This is a genomic window from Dickeya poaceiphila, from assembly GCF_007858975.2.
In the GTDB taxonomy this organism is placed as follows: Bacteria; Pseudomonadota; Gammaproteobacteria; order Enterobacterales; family Enterobacteriaceae; genus Dickeya; species Dickeya poaceiphila.
Window position 1 is genome coordinate 2,669,065 of the sequence record NZ_CP042220.2, and the last position, 17,431, is coordinate 2,686,495.

Here is a 17,431-nt window from a genome sequence, read left to right on the forward strand (position 1 = left end):
TATAAACAAAGTGAATCGTATAAGGTATTCGTATAGTTCCAGCTACAAAACTGATGAACAGAGAATAAAAAAACATCATGAAATAATCGCTTCCCCCAAAATAATGAGAAATGCGATTTCATGTGTTATCGAAATAACACCATTACACTACGCAATAACTGATTCAGGCTATCTGTCGCTCCAGTTCGGTTAATTGCCGCCAGCTTTCGTCATCGACAAAAATACCGTTTGTCAGCCGTTGGCGATAAGCCCGCTGTTCCGGATCACCGGGCAGCAGCAATTCGCCATCGGAACGCGACTGTCGCACCCAATCCAGCAAGGCAGGAATTTCTTGTTGATAGCTGGCCGCGCCGCCCATCCGCTGCGGATCGATCAGTATCGATAACATGCTGTTGATGATCCGCTTGCCTTGCCCCGTAGCAGTACGCTCGGTCGCCCCGCCGGTCAGCGCCGCGCCAAGCAACGAGCACACCAGCGCCAGCCCGGAGCCTTTATGCTGGCCAAATGACAGCAGCGCGCCGAAAGGTTCCTCCATCAGCCAGCGCGGGTCCACCGCAGGCTGGCCCAGATTATCGACAATCTGCCCTGGCGGCAGTTGTCGTCCTTCGTTCCAGGCAATGCGCGCCTTGTTGCCGGCAATCACGCTGGTGGCAAAATCAAGAATCACCGGCGGACCACCCACGACCGGAACACCGACGCAGAAGGGATTGGTGCCGAAACGCGGTTGCTGCCCCTGCCAGGGCATGACGATAGGGCGAGTGTAGACATTGGCGAAATGCAGCGACACCAGCCCGGCATCGGCCGCCTGTTCCGCCCAGGCGCCGATACGCCCAAGATGGTGCGCATCCGACAGGCTGATCACCGCAACGCCCTGCTGCTGCACACGCTCAATACCCTGTGCTATCGCCTGTCTGGCCACTACCTGACCAAAACCATGCTGCCCGGAAAACGCTATCATCGGCCCAGCGTCGAGGGTCTTTTCCACCTGAGCATGTGGCGCCAGCCCACCTTCTCGAATGGCGGCGATATAACGCGGCAACATGCCGACGCCGTGAGAATCATGGCCCTTCAGGCTGGACTCCACCAGATTATCCGCCACCAGCCCGGCGACATCTGCTCTCACCTCCGCATCGCTCAGGCGTTCGCGTAAATAATGCCGTAAATAATCGTGAGAAAAAACAGGCATGTTTCTGGTCCCCGTAAATCAGAATGTGTTTACTATAATCTTCGCGGAAATCGGGGTAAGTGAATAATACAGGAAACGATAGCAATAATAGTGCTTAACCAAATACCGAATCTGTTTATCAAAAATAACTATAAACAGGATTCAACTAACTTATTTCCAAATGGTCTTTGTCATCAGGCGTTATAAAAATAGCATTCAAAGTTATCTTTTTTTGAAATGAAATCGACCACCGAATTTCATTAATTAAACAATTAACTGCGAGACTATATTGATGGCGCCAGTGGCAATGCAATTCATAGCAATAAACCAGGTCGTAAAAATAAACCGGGCGAAAAAGACGACTGGGCAGACGAATACCGCCTCCAGCCATGTCAAAAGCGGTTGGCTGCTGGCACTGACGCTCACGCTGGGTGCTGCGTCGCTGGCCGCACAAGCGGAGGGCAGCATCAGCATCGCCCAGCAGTTCGGCATCGGCTACCTGATTCTGGACGTGGTGCGCGACCAGCAATTAATTGAAAAAAATGGTAAACAGCAGGGGCTGGATATCAAAGTGGACTGGCGAACGCTATCCGGTGCCACGGCCATTAATGAAGCATTGCTGTCCGGCGCGCTGGATGTCGCGTCCGCCGGGGTGCCGCCGATGCTGACGCTGTGGGACCGTACGCTGGGCAAACAGAACGTACGCGCCATCGCCTCGCTGGGTTCTATGCCGAATTATCTGTTAACTAACAATCCGGCGGTGAAAACCCTGCGCGACCTCAGCGACCACGACCGCATCGCCACCCCCGCCGCCGGCGTCGGTTTCCAGTCACGCACATTGCAGATTGAAACCGCCAAACTGTTCGGCGACAGTAACTACAAACGTTTCGATAATATTACCGTCAGCCTGCCGCACCCGGACGCCAACGCGGCGTTGATCGCCGGCGGTTCGGAAATCACCGCCCATTTCTCCAGTCCGCCGTTTCAATATCAGGCACTGGAACACCCGAACGTGCACAAAATTCTGAGTTCTTATGACGTGCTGGGCGGGGCAGGCACCTTCAATGTGCTCTACACCACCCAAAAATTTCACGATGAAAACCCGAAAACCTACCGCGCCTTCTATGACGCACTGAAGGAAGCCTCTGACATCATCAACGCCAACAAGGCCGCCGCCGCCGAAACCTATATCCGGGTGGAAAACTCACGCCTGCCGTTGCCTCTGGTCAAGCGCATCGTCGAAGACCCGGAGGTAGATTTCACCATCGTGCCGCAACGCACCTCGGTGTATGCCGAAAAACTGCAACAGCTCGGCGTACTGAAAAACAAGGCGGCGTCATGGAAAGACTACTTCTTCAGTGAAATCTACGATCAGCCGGGCAGTTAATATCCGGCAACAGGAGATGGCGATGTCCGCTCACCCATTGCATCCGCTGTTGCAGGTCAATAATGTTGACCTGCGTTACCGAACCTATCGCGCACAGATACAGGCGACCCACGACGTCAGTTTTGATGTGTTTCCGGCAGAACGTTTTGTGCTGCTGGGGCCATCAGGTTGCGGCAAATCCAGTCTGCTGAAAGCAATCGGCGGGTTTCTGTCGCCAACCAGCGGTTATATTCGGCTGGAGAACCAGCCCGTCACGCGCCCCGGTCCGGACCGTATGATGGTGTTTCAGGAGTTCGACCAGTTGCCGCCGTGGAAAACGGTGCTGGAAAACACGCTGTTTCCGCTGGTCGCCAGCGGCAAACTGACGAAATCAGACGCGCGCGAACGGGCGCTGCACTTTCTCGATAAAGTCGGACTGGCGAACTTCGCCAATGCCTACCCCCACACGCTGTCCGGTGGTATGAAACAGCGAGTGGCGATTGCCCGCGCGCTGGCGATGCAACCGAAAATACTGCTGATGGACGAACCCTTCGCCGCACTGGACGCTCTCACTCGCCGCAAAATGCAGGAAGAGTTGCTCACATTGTGGGAAGAGGTGCGCTTCACGCTGCTGTTCGTCACCCACTCCATTGAAGAGGCGCTGGTGGTCGGCAGCCGGGTCTTGCTGTTGTCTCCTCATCCCGGTCGGGTGCGGGCGGAAATCAACTGCCATCAGTTTTCGCTGAACGATGCCGGCAGCGAGGCCTTTCAGCACACCGCTCAGCACATCCACGATCTGTTATTCCCGCCGACACCAGCCCCTCGCGGCCCGTCGGCTTCACACGAGGTTCCTCATGAATATGTTGCCCCCGATCAGGCCAGAGTATCAGCGTGAACTCACGCCATTGGCGCCCGATACGCTGGAAGCACCACTGCCATGGCTAACCCGGCTGGCTCAGCATACCGGGTTGCGCCGCTTAATACTGGTGCTGTTACTGCTGGCGTTATGGGAAGTCGCTGCTCGCTGGCAGAATAACGACCTGATGCTACCTGGCTTTTTCCAGACGCTGCAGGCGTTCTGTCAGGACTGGCTGAGCGGCGAATTACCAAAGAAAACAGCCGTGTCTCTCGGTATGCTGCTCAAAGGATACGCTATCGGCAGCCTGCTGGCACTGTTGCTCAGTACGCTGGCGGTATCGGTACAACTGGGGCGCGACCTGCTGGCTCTGCTCACCGCTATGCTTAACCCGCTGCCCGCCATCGCCCTGCTGCCGCTGGCGCTGCTGTGGTTTGGCCTCGGTGAGAAAAGCCTGATTTTCGTGCTGGTGCATTCGGTGATGTGGCCGATGGCACTCAACGCTTACAGCGGTTTTCTCGGCGTTTCCGATACCCTGCGCATGGCCGGGCGCAACTATGGCCTGACCGGCTGGCGTTATGTCGCTCACATTCTTATCCCGGCAGCGCTACCTGCCATTATTTCCGGTCTGAAGATCGGCTGGGCCTTCGCCTGGCGTACCTTGATCGCCGCTGAACTGGTATTTGGCGCCTCCAGCGGCAAAGGCGGACTGGGATGGTATATCTTCCAGAATCGCAACGAATTGTATACCGACCACGTGTTCGCCGGTCTGGCGTCGGTGATCTTGATAGGGTTACTGGTGGAAGGGTTGATTTTCGCCACGCTGGAACGTCTGACCGTTCGAAAATGGGGAATGCAGCGCTAAGCGGCATTCCCATGATGACTGGTACAGGCCTGTAAAGCATCCCAGGACAGACGATAGGTTTATTGCGGTATGAGAGGAAACTCAATGCCGCAACATGCTCTGGCTTGTTCAAGTACGTCGGAGACGCTCAATGCCGTATCCAGTAATTCATAACACCGGTCGCTATCCCAGGCGCTAAAAATATCCCTGAATATCTCGAATTCATACACCATATATAGCTACTACTATTCGCCGAGTCTTCAAATCGCGTCAGCATCCCTTGTTTCGAGCATTCGATACGCCTCTGCTTCTCTAGGGCAATACTTATCGATACCCTTATACCGATACCACGCGTGCAGGCCAGGAGTATAAAAAAACCGGGCCGAAGCCCGGTTGCAACATCATAGAAAACAAGATTATTCCTGACTGGCAGGTCGCACAACCAACGTTGCCTGCTCTTGCTCATAGGCACGCGCTTTCTCTTCGTCGAACTGCCCTTCCCACTTGGCGACAACCAGCACCGCCAGCGCATTGCCCACTACATTCAGTGCGGTACGCGCCATATCCAGAATGCGGTCTACCCCGGCGATAAACGCCAGACCTTCCAGCGGAATACCCACGCTGCCCAGCGTCGCCAGCAATACCACAAAGGAGACACCTGGTACGCCGGCAATCCCTTTAGAGGTGATCATCAGCGTCAGCACCAGCACCACCTCATGCCCCAGACTGAGATCAATGCCGTACAGTTGCGCGATGAAAATAGCCGCGATGCTTTGATACAGCGTGGAACCATCCAGATTGAACGAGTAACCGGTCGGCACCACAAAGCTGGTGATCGCTTTTGGTGCGCCGTAGGCTTCCATCTTCTGAATGATACGCGGCAGCACCGTTTCGGAACTGGCGGTCGAATAGGCAAGAATCAGCTCGTCCTTCAGAATGCGGATCAGCGTCATAATGCGCAGGCGGCACATACGCGCCACAGCCCCCAGCACCACCAGCGCAAAGAACAGAATCGCGGCATAGACCAGAACCACCAGCTTGGCGAGCGGCCATAGCGAAGCGAAGCCGAAGTTGGCAACGGTCACGGAAATCAGTGCAAACACCCCAATCGGTGCATAACGCATGATCATGTTAGTGACACGGAACATGGTTTCCGACGCACTGCGGAACACATTCAACAGCGGATCACGCTGCTCGCGCGGCAGAGATGACAGCCCAAGGCCGAACAATACGGCGAAGAAGATCACTGGCAGCATGTCACCCTTGGCCAACGCGGCAAAAATATTGGGTGGAATCAGCGAGAGAATCGTGCCTACCAGACTGTGCGAACCGCTTTGCACCTGTTCGGTGGTTTTCTCATACTGAGAGATATCCACTTTGGTCAGCATCGACATGTCAACGCCGTGCCCAGGATGAAACAGGTTGGCTAATGTAATACCGATGACAATCGCCAACGTGGTAATGACTTCAAAATAAACGATTGTTTTAAAACCGATGCGCCCCAGCTTTTTAGCATCACCGACACCAGCGATGCCGACCACCAGCGTGGTGATAACAATCGGCACCACAATCATCTTGATCAACCGGATAAAGATATCCCCGGCTGGACTCAACAGGTTGGCGATCAACCATTGTTTATTGGCTGGGTTTTCATGCAGCCAGGCACCGACAGCAATACCGATGAACAATGCGATGAGAATTTGCCAGGCAAGGCTAACTTTTTGTTTTTTCATGATACGAATCCATTGTCTGTGCTCCCTGCTACTACTCGCCGATGGCTATACCACTGCCACCGGACATTCCAGCGAATGCTGAATTGCTACAGATGAAGGGGGAGGTTGAAGGTTATTTTTCGCACAAATCCGCTACCCACAGGCAAATATGTGACTGACCAAAACACAGAATGCGCAATCAAATAGCTATTCACTTATAATGCACAATTATTTGCATAAAAAAGAAAATAAAAAGGCATAACTTATTGTTATGCCTAGTCATGCTACTATCCTCAGGTATTGAGATCAAGCGATACGTTCTGAGTGTTTTTCATAATTATGCGTTTCGTCACTCTATATTGGTTAATAACAGGCAGGCGAAAACCGCAACATTTCAGCGTGGGATGGGAGCAAAACGCGAGCAAACTCGCGCTTGCAGACAACGGAATCATCCCCTATCAGATCTGATAATCGATCACCGGTTCGTTGTCGTCGGCAAACACCCGGCTCTTGATATCATCCTGAGTGAGTTCCGGATTACACAGTTGAATAAACTTCCAGATATAATTGCGCTGTAACTGACCGCGCTTCAGACCCAGCCAAACCGTACTGGTTTCAAACAGATGACGCGCATCTAACCGTACCAGTCCGGGATCGCGGGTTTCATCAAACGACATGTCGGCAACGATCCCCACCCCTAACCCCAGCTCGACGTAAGTTTTGATCACGTCGGAATCTTGCGCACTGATCGAGACATGCGGCGCCAAACCAGCCGCAGCGAATGCCTGATCGATACGTGAACGGCCAGTGATACCTTGCCGATAGGTAATCAGCGGTACCGCGCTGAGCTTGTCGAGAGTGACCACCGGCTCTTGCGCCAGCGCATGGCCTTCCGGCACCAGAATCGCATGTCGCCATTGGTACCAGGGAAAAGCCGCCAGCGAGTTTACATTCATCAGTTGTTCGGTAGCGATGCCGATATCCGCTTCGCCCGACTCCAGCATCGTGACAATTTCATCCGGCGTACCTTGATTAATCACCAGTTGCACCTGCGGATAGAGCGAGCGGAACGCCTTAATCACCTCCGGTAGACTATAGCGCGCCTGAGTGTGAGTCGTGGCGATAACCAGTTGGCCGACATCATGGTCGCTAAACAGGTTTGCCAGCCGACGAATATGGTTGGCGTCATTTAGAATACGCTCAGCCATGACCAACAGCTCTTTACCAGGTTCCGTCATCCCCAGCAGGCGCTTACCGCGACGGATAAAAATCTCAATGCCCAGTTCGTCTTCTAATTCCCGGATATGGCGACTGACGCCAGACTGGGACGTGAACAAGGTATTAGCGACATCGGTCAGGTTATAGTTGCACCGTGCCGATTCACGAATAATCTTCAGTTGTTGAAAATTCACACCCTTATCCTTTGTAAGCGGTTTTGTTTTCACCATTCATACGAAGGATTGTTATTCCATACAAATAACAAAAATTTACTATTTATAATTTTTTACGATATATTGCCTGTTTTATCAGCCGCATGAATATAACCCTGATGTGTTGTTAATTTACGTGCAGGAGCAGTGCCTGATAACACAGTATCTTGCAAACCGATATGAATGGGGCAAATGGTTATATTTATTGACCAATAAGTTTATTTCAGAGTGTGATTCTCCAATCGTTTTTGGCCATGCCGATTATGGCTCTTTCGATTCAAATCGATCGGGTCAGAAAATCGCTGACATCCGACTCCACTTCCTCCATCTGCCGCAGCGCATCCAGCGTATCGCGCGCCTCCTGTTCATCCAGCAGGCTCATGGCGAAACCAACGTGCACCAACACCCACTGACCAATCAGTGATGAGGGTTGCCCTTCTTGTTGTACCAGCGTCACATTCACTTCACGCCGCACACTGCACACATCCACCCATGCCAGTTGCTGATCCGTTGACGCCCACGCCACCACCTGCCCCGGAATTCCCAGACACATAACACCCACCCTGTTAGTTGAAGTCACCGTTTCTATCCAACAGTTTAAGCAAATTTGATGCCAGCTGACGTTATCCTGCTTAGCCAGAGCGTTTAACGCTGACAACCCAATAGTATGTTGTAACTAATATAGCTATCAGGCTGCTAAAACCGGGCTAGTCGTCAAAAGTGTCGAGAAATTTCAGTGTAGTGATCGTGGTTCACGCACTGTCGAGGGTGACGACATCAGCGTAATGGTTCGTCGAAAAACCTCGTCACTAATGTCGAGCAATGGAGCGGCCCAGAACGCGTCGGGGGAGGATAAATAACATAACCTACTGATTAAAAAATAATTAACCCCATATTTTTCTTATGGCATGGAATATGCTTGCGGCGCAGGAAACATTTCTATCACCCCGGAGGGTATGGCTATGAACCGCTTCGTCATTGCGGAGCCGACACGTTGTATCGGATGCAACACCTGCATGGCGGCCTGTACGCAGGTACATCGGCAGGCAGGGCTACAGTCTCATCCGAGACTGACCGTTGAGCGCGATGCCGGTGGTACGGCCCCGGTGCTGTGTCGCCATTGTGAGGACGCCCCCTGCGCCAAAGTGTGTCCGGTCAATGCCATCAGGCATCAGGACAACGCCGTGTTGCTGGACGAAAACACCTGTATCGGCTGCAAACTCTGCGCCATCGCCTGCCCGTTTGGCGCTATCACGCCATCTGGCAGTACCCCGCTGGCGACACCGACGGCGTTTGACCAACACATCCCGCTGACATTGCTGTCCGATGTCCCCGTCAGCTTGCCGTCAGTGCATCCAATGCTGTCGTGGAACGCCGGGGTTCGCAGCATCGCGGTGAAATGCGACCTGTGTGATTTTCGCGAGCAAGGGCCGGAATGCGTACGCGTCTGCCCGACCCACGCGTTGTATCTGGTAGATGACACCACGCTGGACGATGCTATCGCCGCTAAACGCCGTCAGGCCGCACAATGGCCGCAGGGCAACGTCCCTTTCCCTCCCACCGGGGCTGACAGGGAGCAAAACCTATGATGACCGCATTGCAATTATTCACGCCACTGCAATGGTTGGGCCTGTCGTTGGCGCTGTATCTGGCAGGTGCAGTGCTTTCACTGCTGTGCTGCCGTCAGGAGTCGCTGGCTATCCGCTTAAGCGGGCTGTGTGCGCTGGCAGGGGGGTGTGCCGGCGTACTGGCCGCCGCCCCGATACTGCTTGGCGGCAATGTGCTGACTGCCGTATTCGCCGGGCCGTTTGACGCCTTCGCTCACCTGACGCTGCGCTTTGACACACTCGCGGCATTTATGACGTTAGTGATTTCGCTATTGGTGGCGGTGTCCGCGCTGTATTCACTGGCCTATCTGGAAGAGTACCGTGGGCGCGGTGCCTGGGCGATGGGGTTCTTCATGAACCTGTTTGTCGCCTCGATGGTGGCGCTGGTGGTGGTGGATAACGCCTTCTACTTCATTGTGCTGTTCGAGGTGATGTCGCTCAGCTCCTACTTCCTGGTGATTGCCGATCAGGACGACGAGGCCGTCAGCGCCGGGTTGCTCTATTTCCTGATCGCTCATGCCGGTTCGGTACTGATCATGACGGCGTTCTTCCTGCTCTACCGCCACAGCAGCAGCCTCGATTTCGCGGATTTCCGCCATGCATCGCTGTCGGCACCGCAGGCTTCAGTGGTGTTCCTGCTGGCATTTTTCGGTTTTGGCGCCAAAGCCGGGATGCTGCCGTTGCACGGTTGGCTGCCCCGCGCTCACCCGGCAGCACCGTCGCACGCCTCCGCACTCATGTCCGGCGTGATGGTAAAGATAGGGGTGTTCGGCATTATTAAAGTCGGCATCGATTTACTCGGGGCGACAGAGACCTGGTGGGGCGTCGTCGTGCTGGCATTCGGCGCGGTCTCGTCGGTGTTGGGTGTGCTGTACGCGCTGGCCGAACATGACATCAAGCGTCTGCTGGCGTACCACACGGTAGAAAACATCGGCATCATTCTGATGGGTGTCGGCGTCGGCATGATCGGTATCGCCACCCATCATCCGCTGCTGGCGTTGCTTGGCCTGTTGGGCGGGTTGTATCACCTGCTCAATCATGCGGTGTTCAAGGGATTGCTGTTCCTCGGTGCCGGTGCGGTTATCTACCGCGTCCACACCAAAGACATGGAAAAAATGGGCGGACTGGCACGGTTGATGCCGAAAACCGCACTGGCGTTTCTGGTAGGTTGTATGGCGATATCCGCTCTGCCGCCACTCAACGGCTTCGTCAGCGAATGGTTTACCTACCAGTCACTGTTCACTCTCAGCCATAACGGCGGCATTGGTCTGCAGTTGGTTGCCCCGATTGCCATCGTGATGCTGGCCATCACCGGTGCGCTGGCGGCGATGTGCTTTGTCAAAGTGTATGGCATCAGCTTCTGTGGCGCACCGCGCAGCGAAAAAGCTTCGCACGCCCGTGAAGTCCCCTGGCCGATGACACTCGCCATGCTGCTGCTGGCACTGCTGTGCATCCTGCTTGGCATCGGTGCCAGTGTGGTGGCACCGGTCATTACCCGTATCGCCGCCGACCTGGCACACACCCCGGCGGTCGCCATGGCGCAAGAACTGGGCGTATTCCCCGGCGACAGCCAGCAAACCAGCCTCAACACCCCGCTGATCTTCATCCTGCTGCTGGCACTGCCATTACTGCCGCTGATGATTTACAGCCTGCTGCGAGGCCCGCGCCTCGACTTTCGCCAGAAAGGCACGCCCTGGGCTTGCGGTTACGGCTACGAACAAGCCATGTCAGCGTCTGCCGGTAGCTTTACCCAGCCGTTACGGGTGATGTTCGCCCCACCCTATCGCGTGCGTAAAACCCTCAACCCAGCCCCAGCCATGCAACAGGCGCTGGAGAAAACCACGCAAGCGGCAGCGCGTGCCGAACCCGTCTGGGACGACCATGTAGTCATGCCGGTCGTCAGCATCGTGCAACGCATCAGTCGGGCGGTGCAATGGATTCAGCACGGTGATTTCCGGGTGTACTGCCTGTATGTCGTGGCGGCGCTGGTGGCCCTGCTGCTGGTCACTCTGGTTTAAGGAGACGGAACATGACTCACGGTTCACTCATATTTCCGCTGCTGTGCGCGCTGTTGCAAGCCGTACTGCTGATGGCGGTAGCACCGCTGCTGTCAGGCCTGTCGCGCGTGCTGCGCGCCAAAATGCACTCCCGACAGGGGCCAGGGCTGCTGCAGGATTATCGTGACATCGTCAAACTGCTGCGACGCCAGGAAGTGGCGCCCCAGCACAGCGGCGGCGTCTTTCGCCTGATGCCCTTCATCCTGCTCGGCACCATGCTGCTGGTAGCAATGACACTGCCCGCCATGACTGACGCGTCGCCGCTCGGTGCGGCGGGAGATGTCATCACCCTGCTGTATCTGTTTGCGGTATTTCGCTTTTTCTTTTCACTGTCTGGTCTCGATTCCGGTAGCACCTTCGCCGGTATCGGTGCCAGCCGCGAGCTGACGCTCGGTATTCTGGTAGAGCCTATCCTGATGCTCGCGCTGCTGGTGGTAGCACTGGTGGCCGGTTCCACCAATATTGGCAACATCAGCGTCAAGCTGGCGAGCGGTCACTGGGTCTCCCCTACCGCCACCGTACTGGCCTTACTGGCCTGCGCATTCGCCACCTTCATTGAAATGGGCAAAATCCCGTTCGATGTCGCGGAAGCCGAACAGGAACTGCAGGAAGGGCCGCTGACCGAATACGCCGGTGCCGGGCTGGCGCTGGTGAAATGGGGCATCAGCCTCAAACAAGTGGTGGTCGCCACGCTGTTTCTGTCGATTTTCGTGCCGTTCGGCAAAGCAGAGACGTTGTCTGTTGCCTGCCTGCTGTGGGGTGCGCTGGCGCTGTTCATCAAGTTGGTGGTGGTGTTTGTCATCGCCGCAGCTATCGAAAACAGCCTGGCGCGCGGGCGCTTCCTGCTGACCGGCCGGGTCACCTGGCTCGGATTCGGTGTCGCGGCGCTGGCGTTCGTTTTCTACCTGACTGGATTATAAGGAGTCGACATCCATCATGGAGAATATTGCTCTTGCCACCCTACTGCTGCCGTTTCTCGGCGCGCTGCTAATAGCGTTTGCGCCGCAGCGCCTGGCCAAAGGGTTATGTACGCTGTTCGCCCTGCTGGCGACGCTCGGCATGGCGCTGCTGGCCTGGCGCTATTTCGATGGCGGAAAAACCGATTTGGTCGTGCCGCTTTATCGTTACGGTCAGGCAGATTTATTCGGTTTTGTGTTCGACCGCATCAGCCTGTTGATAGGCTTTGCGGTGGTCTCGCTCGGTTTCCTGGTGAGCCTCTATTCCTGCGGCTACCTGACACTGGGCAACCGCGAGCATCCGCACGATGGCAGCAATCGCTACTACGCGTTTTTGCTGGTGTTTATCGGCGCGATGGCCGGGTTAACACTGTCATCCACCATCCTTGGTCAACTGCTGTTCTTTGAAATTACCGGCGGTTGTTCCTGGGCGTTGATCGGCTACTACCAGAAACCGAAGTCACTGCGTTCCGCGCTCAAAGCGCTGCTGGTGACCCATGTCGCGTCCGTTGGCTTGTATCTGGCGGCGGCCTGGCTGTTCGCCACCACTGGTACCTTCGCGCTCAGTGCCATCGCGCAACTGGACGACAGCAGCAAAATCATCGTCTTCAGCGGCATTCTGTTCGCGGCCTGGGGCAAGTCAGCCCAGTTGCCGCTGCATGTCTGGCTGCCGGATGCGATGGAAGCGCCGACACCGGTGAGTGCGTATCTGCACGCCGCGTCAATGGTAAAAGTCGGCGTGTATATCTTCGCCCGCGCGATTTTGTCCGCCGTTGAGGTGCCACATGTTATCGGCGTGGTCGGCGTCATCATGGCGACGATCACACTGGTGTACGGCTTCCTGATGTATCTGCCGCAAAAAGACATGAAGCGACTGCTGGCGTACTCCACCATCACCCAGCTGGCTTACATTTTCCTGGCGCTGTCGCTGTCCATCTTCGGTTCGCACATGGCCTTTGACGCCGGTATGGCTTACATCTTCAACCACGCTTACGCCAAGAGCCTGTTCTTTCTGGTGGCCGGCGCGCTCAGCTACAGCTGCGGTACCCGCATGTTGCCGCAGTTGCGCGGCATGATGACCCGCCTGCCGCTACTGGGTATCGGCTTTTGCGTAGCCGCGCTGGCGATCACCGGCGTTCCCCCGTTCAACGGCTTTTTCAGCAAGTTTCCGCTGTTTGCCGCCGGGTTTGCGCTTTCCAACGACATCTGGTGGTTACTGCCGTTGATGATAGTGGTACTGGTGGAATCGGTCGCCAGCTTTGCCTGGTTCCTCTACTGGTTTGGTCGCACCGTGCCGGGCGAGCCCTCCGAGGAAGTGGCATCCGCGACGCCAGTGCCGATGTCGATGAACCTGGTGCTGCTGGTGCTGATAGTGATGTCGCTGTGCTCCAGCGTTATCGCCGCACTCTGGCTGAAATAAGGAACTCCCATGACTGGATCACTTCTCGTCAATAATCTGGCAGGTTTGCTGATCATCACCTCGTTGCTGGTGATCGCTGCCAGAAAACCCACGGTGTCCGCCGCGCTGTATGCATTACAGTCGCTGGTGCTGGTGCTTATCTTTATCTCGCTGGGTGGACTACTCGGTTCGCATGAGCTGTATCTGTGGTCGCTGACCGCCTTTATCACCAAGGTGGTGATGGTCCCCGCCATTATGAGCTTTGCTTTCTGCCGACTGGCCGACCCGAAAGCCGATGGCGGTGTGATTGGCACCGCCACATTGATACTGATCGCCACCTTGATTGTATTGCTGAGCTACTTTGCCGTTTCACCGGTGAAACTGCCGATGGTCAATGACCTCAAACCGGTGCTGGCGGTCTCACTCGGCCACTTCCTGATTGGCCTGCTGTGCATCGTCAGCCAGCGCAACATCCTCAAACAGGTGTTTGGTTACTGCTTAATGGAGAACGGCGCTCACCTGACGCTGGCGCTGCTGGCTTACCGCGCGCCTGAACTGGTGGAAATCGGCATCGCGACCGACGCTATCTTCGCCGTCATTGTGATGGCGCTGATGGCACGCAAAATCCACCGCACGCTGCACACGCTGGATGTTCAGCAACTGACTGCGTTGAAAGGATGAAACCATGACGACTTTGGATCTTTTTTCCCTGCTGCTGGGTGTGCCGTTTGTCGTCGCCCTGCTGGCGTTCGCCTGCCGCTTTACGGGCGCGGCGGCACGCTCGCTGGTGAGCCTGATTCATCTTGCAGGCATCAGCGCCCTGCTGCTGGTGGCATTACTGGTAGTCGGGACTGTCTACCAGCAAGGTGAATTGCTGGCAGCGCATCGCTGGCTGCACCTCGACAGCCTGAGTGCGCTATTCCTGGCGATTCTTGGCGTCATCGGCTTTCTTACCGGCCTCTACTCAATGGGGTACATGCGCCACGAAGTCGACAGCGGCGAAGTCAGCGTTACCACGCTGTGCCACTACTACGGCTTTTTCCATCTGTTCCTGTTCACCATGTTGCTGGTGATCACCAGTAATAACCTGATCCTGATGTGGGCAGCGATTGAAGCCACCACGCTAAGTTCGGCGTTTCTGGTGGGGCTGTACGGTCAGCGTTCCTCGCTGGAAGCAGCATGGAAATACATCATTATTTGTACCGTCGGCGTCGCATTCGGTCTGTACGGTACGGTGCTGGTGTACGCCAACGCCGCCAATGTAATGGCCGAACCGGGCAATGCCATTTTCTGGACGGAAGTGCTCAAGCACGCTGGCGAGCTGGACAGCACGCTGATGCATCTGGCGTTCATCTTTATTCTGATCGGGTTCGGCACCAAAACCGGCCTGTTCCCGATGCACGCCTGGTTGCCGGACGCCCACAGTGAAGCGCCCAGCCCAACCAGTGCCCTGCTCTCTGCGGTACTGCTCAACTGCGCGCTGTTGGTAATCGTGCGCTACACCATTTTGATCAGCGCCGCCATCGGCCCGGAATTCCCGCAGCAACTGTTGCTGGTGTTCGGCCTGCTGTCGGTGGCCGTCGCCGCCTTGCTGATTCTGGTACAGCGCGACATGAAACGCCTGCTGGCTTACTCCAGCGTGGAAAACATGGGGTTGATCGCCGTCGCCCTCGGCATCGGCGGCCCGCTCGGCATTCTGGCAGCACTGCTGCATACCTTAAATCACAGTCTGGCGAAAACCCTGCTGTTCTGCGGTTCCGGCAACGTGCTGCTGAAATACGGCACCCGCGATATGGATGCGGTGAAAGGCATCCTGCGTGTCGCGCCGGTAACCGGTGCATTACTGGCAGGTGGTGCGCTGGCGCTTGGCGGGATGCCTCCGTTCAACGTATTTCTAAGTGAATTCATGACCGTTACCGCCGGCATTCACGCCGGTCACCTGCCGCTGGTGCTGGTGTTGCTGGTGCTGTTGACCGTCGTGCTCGCCGGGCTGGTACGCATGATTGCTACCAGCGTGCTGGGCAGCCAACCGGAAGCCGTCAGCAAAGGCGAGCTGGGCTGGCTCACCACCGCGCCAATGCTGATCCTGCTGGTATTAATGCTGGTGATGGGTACCCGCATTCCACAGCCGGTCACCCATTTACTTGAGCGTGCTACGGCCATTGTGCTGAACGGTAATGCGTTGAACGGCAATCAAGCCGGTGAACAGGGACAACCCAGCATGGGCTGGCCGTCATTGAGCGCACGCACGAGCACACCAGATACAGCACCTGCGTCATCGTTAACCCCTTCCCGTCAGGAGATGTACCGTGATTAATTCATCCAACGCGACCAACGCTGAAAATCTGGGCGCGAATTATGTCGCTCATGTCAGACAGCAATTCCCGACGGCGATTCTGGAAGAAGAACGGCAAACCGCCAACCAATTGACGATCACCGTCAAACTGCATCAGTTGCCGGAAGTCGTCGAATACCTTTACTACCAGCACGGCGGTTGGTTGTCCGTCTTGTTTGGTAACGACGAGCGCACCCTCAACGGCCATTTCGCCGTCTACTATGTGCTGTCGATGGAACAGGGTGAGAAGTGCTGGGTGGTAGTAAAAGCGCTGGTTAACCCAACAGTGCCAGAATTCCCCTCGGTGACACCGCGTGTGCCTGCCGCCGTGTGGGGCGAGCGTGAAGTGCGTGATATGTACGGGCTGATTCCGGTCGGCCTGCCGGATGAACGCCGACTGGTGCTGCCGGATGACTGGCCAGACGAACTCTACCCGCTGCGTAAAGACGCCATGGATTACCGCCAGCGCCCGGCCCCTACTCGTGATGACGAATCCTACACCTTTATTAATGAAGCCACCGGCGACACCCGTGTCGTGCCTATCGGCCCGATGCATATCACTTCCGATGAACCGGGGCATTTCCGGTTGTTCGTCGACGGTGAGCAAATCATTGATGCGGATTACCGCCTGTTCTACGTGCATCGCGGTATGGAAAAGCTGGCGGAAACCCGTATGGGTTACAACGAAGTCACGTTCCTGTCCGACCGGGTGTGCGGCATCTGTGGTTTCACCCACAGCGTGGCCTATACCTCGTCTATCGAGAATGCGTTAGGTGTGATAGTACCCGCACGCGCCCACACGATCCGCAGCATTCTGCTGGAGGTGGAACGCCTGCACAGTCACCTGCTGAACATCGGTTTGTCCAGCCACTTTGTGGGTTTCGACACCGGCTTCATGCAGTTCTTCCGGGTGCGTGAGAAATCGATGCAAATTGCTGAAATGCTGACCGGTGCGCGTAAAACCTACGGCCTGAATCTGATAGGCGGTATTCGCCGCGACATCCTGAAAGAGGACCGGCTGAAAACCATCAAACTGATTCGTGAAATGCGCGAAGAGGTCACACAACTGACGGACATGCTGCTGGGCACTGCCAACATGACGCAACGTACCCAGGGTATCGGCGTGCTGGACCGTCAGGTCGCGCGTGACTACAGCCCGGTAGGCCCGATGATTCGCGCCAGCGGCTTCCAGCGCGATGTGCGTGTCGACCATCCGTTCTCCGGCTACCTGGACCTGCCGATGGAACTGCATCATCTGGATGGCGGCGATGTTTACTCCCGTGTACTGGTGCGGGTACGCGAAGTGTTCACCTCACTGGCGATGATTGAGTTCGGGCTGGACAACATGCCGGAAGGACCGATCCTCAACGAGCACATCAACTATCAACCGCATAAATTTGCGCTGGGCTTTACCGAAGCGCCACGCGGCGAAGATATCCACTGGAGTATGACCGGCGATAACCAGAAGCTGTTCCGCTGGCGCTGCCGTGCCGCCACCTACGCCAACTGGCCGGTACTGCGCTTTATGTTACGCGGCAACACCATCTCGGATGCGCCGTTGATCATCGGCAGCCTTGATCCCTGCTACTCCTGTACCGACCGCGTCACACTGGTGGATGTCCGTAAAAAGAAAATCACCACCGTGCCGTATAAAGAGATCGAACGCTACGGGCTGGAACGTACCCGCTCGCCGCTGAAATGAGG

The 17,431-nt window shown here is 56.0% G+C and carries 14 protein-coding genes; 10 read left to right on the plus strand and 4 right to left on the minus strand.

Annotated elements, in window-relative coordinates:
* Window positions 1-163: 163 nt before the first annotated feature.
* Window positions 164-1,186, minus strand: coding sequence for a malate/lactate/ureidoglycolate dehydrogenase (locus Dpoa569_RS11845; protein WP_042869768.1), 1,023 nt, complete (start codon window positions 1,184-1,186; stop codon window positions 164-166).
* Window positions 1,187-1,472: 286 nt separating this feature from the next.
* Between Dpoa569_RS11845 and Dpoa569_RS11850 the strand changes: the two genes are divergently transcribed.
* Genes Dpoa569_RS11850 through Dpoa569_RS11860 form a run of 3 tightly spaced genes read left to right on the plus strand, consistent with a single transcriptional unit; the run spans window position 1,473 to window position 4,252 of the window.
* On the plus strand, window positions 1,473-2,552 hold the full coding sequence (locus Dpoa569_RS11850) for an ABC transporter substrate-binding protein (RefSeq protein ID WP_050569429.1): 1,080 nt from the start codon (window positions 1,473-1,475) through the stop codon (window positions 2,550-2,552).
* A gap of 16 nt (window positions 2,553-2,568) precedes the next feature.
* Window positions 2,569-3,426 carry an ABC transporter ATP-binding protein gene (locus Dpoa569_RS11855; protein ID WP_042869766.1) on the plus strand — a complete coding sequence of 286 codons (858 nt, stop codon included), beginning with the start codon at window positions 2,569-2,571 and terminating at the stop codon, window positions 3,424-3,426.
* Complete coding sequence (locus Dpoa569_RS11860; RefSeq protein WP_042869764.1) at window positions 3,386-4,252, plus strand: ABC transporter permease; 867 nt, start codon at window positions 3,386-3,388, stop codon at window positions 4,250-4,252. Before Dpoa569_RS11855 ends, Dpoa569_RS11860 begins: the two co-directional genes overlap by 41 nt.
* A gap of 395 nt (window positions 4,253-4,647) precedes the next feature.
* Here Dpoa569_RS11860 and gltP read toward each other — a convergent pair whose 3' ends face one another.
* The 3 genes from gltP to hybG form a co-directional block, all read right to left on the minus strand.
* The gene (gene gltP, locus Dpoa569_RS11865; protein ID WP_042869762.1) at window positions 4,648-5,964 is read right to left on the minus strand and encodes a glutamate/aspartate:proton symporter GltP; all 1,317 of its coding nucleotides are present in this window, start codon (window positions 5,962-5,964) and stop codon (window positions 4,648-4,650) included.
* Window positions 5,965-6,401: 437 nt separating this feature from the next.
* On the minus strand, window positions 6,402-7,355 hold the full coding sequence (gene cbl / locus Dpoa569_RS11870; protein ID WP_042869760.1) for an HTH-type transcriptional regulator Cbl: 954 nt from the start codon (window positions 7,353-7,355) through the stop codon (window positions 6,402-6,404).
* Between the two features lie 295 nt (window positions 7,356-7,650).
* Window positions 7,651-7,926, minus strand: a complete 276-nt coding sequence (gene hybG / locus Dpoa569_RS11875; RefSeq protein WP_042869758.1) for a hydrogenase maturation factor HybG — start codon at window positions 7,924-7,926, stop codon at window positions 7,651-7,653.
* Window positions 7,927-8,335: 409 nt separating this feature from the next.
* Between hybG and Dpoa569_RS11880 the strand changes: the two genes are divergently transcribed.
* The 7 genes from Dpoa569_RS11880 (at window position 8,336) to Dpoa569_RS11910 (ending at window position 17,429) form a co-directional block, all read left to right on the plus strand.
* Window positions 8,336-8,962 carry a 4Fe-4S dicluster domain-containing protein gene (locus Dpoa569_RS11880; protein WP_146411384.1) on the plus strand — a complete coding sequence of 209 codons (627 nt, stop codon included), beginning with the start codon at window positions 8,336-8,338 and terminating at the stop codon, window positions 8,960-8,962.
* Window positions 8,959-10,998 carry a hydrogenase 4 subunit B gene (hyfB, locus tag Dpoa569_RS11885; protein ID WP_042869756.1) on the plus strand — a complete coding sequence of 680 codons (2,040 nt, stop codon included), beginning with the start codon at window positions 8,959-8,961 and terminating at the stop codon, window positions 10,996-10,998. Before Dpoa569_RS11880 ends, hyfB begins: the two co-directional genes overlap by 4 nt.
* Window positions 10,999-11,069: 71 nt before the next feature.
* Window positions 11,070-11,957 (plus strand): respiratory chain complex I subunit 1 family protein, encoded by an 888-nt coding sequence (locus Dpoa569_RS11890; protein ID WP_407643808.1) that lies wholly within the window; start codon window positions 11,070-11,072, stop codon window positions 11,955-11,957.
* 16 nt (window positions 11,958-11,973) lie between these two features.
* On the plus strand, window positions 11,974-13,413 hold the full coding sequence (locus tag Dpoa569_RS11895) for a hydrogenase 4 subunit D (protein ID WP_146411387.1): 1,440 nt from the start codon (window positions 11,974-11,976) through the stop codon (window positions 13,411-13,413).
* Between the two features lie 9 nt (window positions 13,414-13,422).
* Window positions 13,423-14,073, plus strand: a complete 651-nt coding sequence (gene hyfE / locus Dpoa569_RS11900; RefSeq protein WP_012885275.1) for a hydrogenase 4 membrane subunit — start codon at window positions 13,423-13,425, stop codon at window positions 14,071-14,073.
* A 4-nt stretch (window positions 14,074-14,077) separates the two neighbouring features.
* Window positions 14,078-15,709, plus strand: coding sequence for a hydrogenase 4 subunit F (locus Dpoa569_RS11905; protein ID WP_146411389.1), 1,632 nt, complete (start codon window positions 14,078-14,080; stop codon window positions 15,707-15,709).
* Window positions 15,702-17,429: a hydrogenase large subunit gene (locus Dpoa569_RS11910; RefSeq protein ID WP_042869751.1), complete on the plus strand. Its 1,728-nt coding sequence runs from the start codon at window positions 15,702-15,704 to the stop codon at window positions 17,427-17,429. Before Dpoa569_RS11905 ends, Dpoa569_RS11910 begins: the two co-directional genes overlap by 8 nt.
* Window positions 17,430-17,431: the final 2 nt, after the last annotated feature.